The following is a 4,671-nucleotide window of genomic DNA, read 5'->3' on the forward strand; positions in this document are numbered from 1 at the left end:
CCTCTTCCTCTTCGCGAAGGCGGGCCTCTTCTGCGAGCCGAGCCTCTTCCGCGAGGCGCGCCTCTTCTGCCAGGCGTGCCTCTTCCTCCGCGCGAAGCCGAGCCTCTTCCGCGAGCCTCGCCTCTTCAGCCAGCCGCGCTTCCTCGATCGCCCGAAGCCGTGCCTCTTCCGCGAGACGAGCTTCCTCTTCGGCGCGAAGCCGCGCCTCTTCCGCTAGCCGCGCCTCTTCTGCGAGGCGAGCTTCTTCTTCAGCGCGAAGCCGAGCCTCTTCGGCCAGCCGTGCTTCTTCCGCGAGTCGCTCGGCTTCGATGCGCGCAAGCTCCGCGAGCCGAGCCTCTTCCGCGAGTCGCTCGGCTTCGATGCGCGCCAGCTCCGCGAGCCGCGCCTCCTCCGCGCGCCGCTCCGCCTCCTCGCTCGCCGGCGCGCCTCCTCAATCCTCCCAGGCCTCCTCCTCCGCCTGCCGAAGCTCCTCCTCGCGCCGCAGCCGCTCGCGCTCCTCCCACTCCTCCACCGACAGGGCCTCGATGCGGCCCTCGCGCTCCAGCACGCGCAAGAGCGCCTGCTGTGCCCCCGTCAGCGCCTCCGGCTGCCGGAACGCCCCCAGCGTCTCCAACAACCCCCGCTCCGACGCATCCGTCAGCCACGGCTCGCACGCGGCCACTTCCGGGCAGCGGTAGACCCTCGCGGACAGGGCCTCGCTCGGGGCCGGCTCCAGCGCCGCGCGCACCACCCGCACGCCCGCGATGGGCGCGAACCCACCCGCCGCCTCCACCGCCTCCGCCTCGAAGTCCGCGCGCTCCGCCAGCTCGCTCAGCCGCCGCACCTGCGCCAGCACCTGCTGCTCGTGCACCACCGCGGGCTTCAGCCCGCTGTCCTCCAGCAGCTCCTCGTCCGGCGCCGCCGCTCCCCCCCGCGCCCACAGCGCGTCCAGGGCGTCCACGCCCAACAGCCCGTTCTGGAAGAGCGCCTGCGCCGGCGTCTGGTACCCGAAGCCCAGCCGAGCCCCCACGAGGTCGCCCTCGCGCAGCCACAGCGCGGACTCGCGTCCACCGGCGTGCAGCGTCAGCCGGCCGGTGGCTCGGGACTTGTGGGCGGCATACAGCGCTTCGGCGACCTGCGAGGCGGACATTCTGCCCCGGAGTGTAGCCCGTCCCGCCCGCCCCTCAATTCGACGGCGGTGCCTGCCTGGCCGCCGTGCCCAGCTGCACCTGACGCAGCGCCTCGTAGGCGCCAATCCCCACCGACGTCGAAAGATTCAAGCTCCGGCGCTCCGGCAGCATCGGGATGGTCACCGGCGTCCCCGTCCCCCCCTCCATCACCTCCGGCAACAGCCCCGTCACCTCCGAGCCGAACACCAGGTGGTCCCCCGGCTCGAACCGCGCCGCGTACAGCGACGTCTCCGCCCTCGCGGAGAACAGCCACCGGCGGGCCTGGGGGTACTCCGCCACGTAGGCGTCGTAGGTCGGGTACAGCTTCAGGAACACCTTGTCCCAGTAGTCCAGCCCCGCCCGCTTCAGGTTGCGGTCGTCGATGGAGAACCCCAGGGGCTCCACCAGGATGAGCCGGCAGCCCGTCACCGCGCACAGCCGGGCCACGTTGCCGGTGTTGGGCGGAATCTGCGGGGACACGAGGACCAGGTGCAGGGGGGACGCCAGGGGCTCAAGCATGGGATAGAACACCGGACATGCACTGGAGGGTGACCAACGAAACGCGGCAGCGGCTGCTCGCGGACCGCGCGGAGCGCGCCGAGTCCTTCGTCCAGCGCTTCCAGGGGCTCATGGGCCGCGCCTCGCTGCCCATGGGGGGCGGGATGCACATCGAGCCCTGCAACTCCATCCACACCTTCTTCATGCGCATCCCCATCGACGTCGCCTTCCTGGACGCGGAAGGGCGCATCGTCAAGCAACTGTCCGCCATGCCCCCCTGGCGCACCTCGTCCATCTACTTCAAGGCCCGCTCCGTCCTGGAGCTGCCCGCGGGCGTGCTCGGGGCCAGCGGCACCCAGGAGGGCGACCGCCTGGTCTTCACCCCGGGGGAGGCCCCCGGTGCCTGACAGGGCCAGGGGGCTGGGGCCGCCCCGTCCGCCCGCACCCGGAGGGTGGACCGCAGCGACAGACGAGAGGTTTTTGACCCCTTTCGGAGCGCTTTGTTAACGTCGCGCCGCGATTTTCACGCCTCTCCCCGGAAGAGTCCCTTCGCATGCGCATCGAGGTCGCTGGCAGCACCCACGTCGGGATGAAGCGGAACCACAACGAGGACAATTACCTCGTGCTCACCGAGGAGAACCTCGTGGTCGTGGCGGACGGCATGGGCGGTCACTCGTCCGGTGAGATCGCCAGCCGCATCGCGGTGGACGAGCTGGGTGAGTTCTTCCGCATGACGTCCAAGGACCAGGACGCCACCTGGCCCTTCAAGATGGACAAGCAGCGCAACTACGACGAGAACCGGCTGTCCACCGGCATCAAGCTGGCCAACGCGCGCATCTTCGAGCGCGCCACGACGGACTCCAAGTACAAGGGCATGGGCACCACCATCGTGTCCGTGCACTTCGCGGAGAGCGCGGCCTACGTGGGCCACGTGGGCGACAGCCGCGTGTACTTCTTCCGCGGCGGCATGCTCCAGCAGGTGACGGAGGACCACTCGCTGCTCAACGACTACCTCAAGGCGAAGAAGCTCACGCCGGAGGAGATCGAGAACTTCCCCCACAAGAACGTGATTGTCCGCGCGCTGGGGATGAAGGAGCAGGTGCAGGTGGACGTCACCCGCGTGGATCCGCTGGAGAACGACGTCTTCCTGCTGTGCTCGGACGGCCTGAGCGGCATGATCACCGACGCGCAGATGCAGGACATCCTGTCGCGCACGCCGGAGCTGGAGAAGGCCTGCGGGCAGCTCATCGACCTGGCCAACGCGGCGGGCGGCAACGACAACGTCACCTGCGTGCTGGCGCGCTGGCACAACGCCTGAAGCCAGGGACCGAACGCTGAACGTGTGAAGGCCCGTGCCCCGAAAAGGAGCGCGGGCCTTCGTCTTGAGGAGCTCCCATGTCGTGGCCCCTGCTGACCGGCCTGCTGCTGACGGCCGCCGCCCCGGACTTCTCCCAGCCGCTGGTGGCCCCCGGAGAGAAGACCTCCCCGTCCGTCGCGACGCTGACGTCGGACGGGCAGCGGCTGGTGCTGGACGTGGACGTGGTGGACACGACGCCGTCGGCCGCGAAGGACGACATCCACTCGGACCACGTGGAGGTGTGGCTGGGACTGGAGGCCCCGGAGGCGCTGATGCCCGCGCGGCTCGTCACCACCGCGCCTCGCGGCGGCCTCTTCACGGTGCGCGGGAAGGACGACCCCAAGGCGCTGGACGCCATCATCCAGGGGCAGGACCCGGGCATGTCCGGGCCGTTGGAGCCCGGAGAATGCGAGGACGACGTCCGGTCCGCGCGCGGGATGCTGGGCAGGGCCCCCGCGAAGCGGCTCCGGTCGCAGGTGGGGCTGGCCCACCTGGGCTTCTTCCCGGATGGCCGCGCCCCCGTGCTCTATGACCTGGACCGCTACGCGGGCCTGTCCCCCGCCCTGGGCCCGGGCGACGCGACGTACGAGGCCCGCAGGACGCCCACGGGCTACCACGTGCGCGCCGTGCTCCAGCCCGGCGCGCTGCTGTTCGTCCCCAGGGACGGCGTGCGCAGGCTGCGCGTGCGGGTGGACGCCATCGACGCGGGGCCGGTGGGCACGAAGGAACGGCTGCGCTCCACGCACCCGGCCCCGAAGTGGGCGGACGCGGAGACGCTGAAGGTCATCACGCTCGCGACGCCGCTCACGGCGAAGCTGGTGGAGGGCCTGCCGGAGCTGGGCCAGCCCGCGCCCAAGGGCCCGGGGGCGAAGCAGGCCTTCGAGGACCTGCCGCCGTACTTCCTGCGCACCGGCGACAGCTGGGCGGGCCTGCGGGTGCTGCGCGAGTCCCCCGAGAGCTTCGGGCTGCGCACCTGCTCCGTGCAGCTGGACGCCGTCACCCGCTACCGGCCCGTCACCGCCACCTTCGGTCCTCCCGCCCGGTTCCTGGGCGAGGGCACCACCCGCGTGCCGGTGAAGAGCCTGGAGGGAACGACGACGCTGTTCCTCTCCCGCGCGCCGGGCGACCTGCGCGGCACCCTGTCCGAAGGGCCCGTGGAGACGTTCCGGTTCAAGGACGGCACGCCCGGGCTCGTGGAGCTCCTCACGGAGCCATGATGGGCCGCTACACCAGCGGAGCCTGCGGCGCCGCGGACGACATCCGGTTGCAGCTGGTGCGCCTGGAGAAGCAGGGCCCCACGCGCACGCTCCTGCTGACGTGGAACACCTGCGACAGCGCCATCCAGGACGGCGAGGAGCACGTCCTGGCGCGGCAACCCGACGAAGCGGTGGGCCTGGAGCCGAAGCTCAAGTGGACCGCGCCGGGACAGAAGCTGCGCGTGACGTTCGGCCCCAAGCAGGTGCTGGAGGTGGGCTGGAAGCCGGACGGCTCGGGCGTGACGGCCACCGCGGCCCCCACGCCCTGAGGCAGCCGGTCAGCGCCCCGGCAGCGGCGCGGGCACCCGGTGCGGGCCCCACGCGAGCACCTCGGTGAGCGCTTCACCGGGCGCCACCTGCGTCTCCTCGAACACGGCGCAGCGCTCCAGCCGCGCGCCCTGCCCCACCCGCG

The 4,671-nt window shown here is 71.6% G+C and carries 6 protein-coding genes and 1 pseudogene; 5 read left to right on the top strand and 2 right to left on the bottom strand.

Going from position 1 to position 4,671, the window contains the following annotated elements; all coding sequences use genetic code 11:
- Nucleotides 1-217 (top strand): annotated as a pseudogene (locus ACLEQD_RS37305) (hypothetical protein); the annotation flags it as partial.
- 213 nt (nucleotides 218-430) lie between these two features.
- Here the strand turns inward: ACLEQD_RS37305 and ACLEQD_RS37310 are convergent.
- Complete coding sequence (locus tag ACLEQD_RS37310; RefSeq protein ID WP_410390642.1) at nucleotides 431-1,129, bottom strand: hypothetical protein; 699 nt, start codon at nucleotides 1,127-1,129, stop codon at nucleotides 431-433.
- Between the two features lie 34 nt (nucleotides 1,130-1,163).
- Nucleotides 1,164-1,667: a tRNA (cytidine(34)-2'-O)-methyltransferase gene (locus ACLEQD_RS37315; protein WP_014398831.1), complete on the bottom strand. Its 504-nt coding sequence runs from the start codon at nucleotides 1,665-1,667 to the stop codon at nucleotides 1,164-1,166.
- A 17-nt stretch (nucleotides 1,668-1,684) separates the two neighbouring features.
- On the opposite strand from ACLEQD_RS37315, the gene ACLEQD_RS37320 reads away from it, so the two are divergent.
- The 4 genes from ACLEQD_RS37320 (at nucleotide 1,685) to ACLEQD_RS37335 (ending at nucleotide 4,528) form a co-directional block, all read left to right on the top strand.
- Nucleotides 1,685-2,053 (top strand): DUF192 domain-containing protein, encoded by a 369-nt coding sequence (locus tag ACLEQD_RS37320; protein WP_171450256.1) that lies wholly within the window; start codon nucleotides 1,685-1,687, stop codon nucleotides 2,051-2,053.
- A gap of 146 nt (nucleotides 2,054-2,199) precedes the next feature.
- The gene (locus ACLEQD_RS37325) at nucleotides 2,200-2,964 is read left to right on the top strand and encodes a Stp1/IreP family PP2C-type Ser/Thr phosphatase (RefSeq protein ID WP_171421370.1); all 765 of its coding nucleotides are present in this window, start codon (nucleotides 2,200-2,202) and stop codon (nucleotides 2,962-2,964) included.
- Between the two features lie 77 nt (nucleotides 2,965-3,041).
- On the top strand, nucleotides 3,042-4,220 hold the full coding sequence (locus tag ACLEQD_RS37330; protein ID WP_410390643.1) for a hypothetical protein: 1,179 nt from the start codon (nucleotides 3,042-3,044) through the stop codon (nucleotides 4,218-4,220).
- A complete protein-coding gene (locus ACLEQD_RS37335) occupies nucleotides 4,217-4,528 on the top strand; it encodes a hypothetical protein (RefSeq protein WP_410390644.1) in 312 nt (103 codons plus the stop codon). The genes ACLEQD_RS37330 and ACLEQD_RS37335 overlap by 4 nt, the downstream gene beginning before the upstream one ends.
- The last annotated feature ends 143 nt before the right edge of the window (nucleotides 4,529-4,671 follow it).

The organism is Corallococcus sp. 4LFB (genome assembly GCF_046520365.1).
In the GTDB taxonomy this organism is placed as follows: Bacteria; Myxococcota; Myxococcia; order Myxococcales; family Myxococcaceae; genus Corallococcus; species Corallococcus caeni.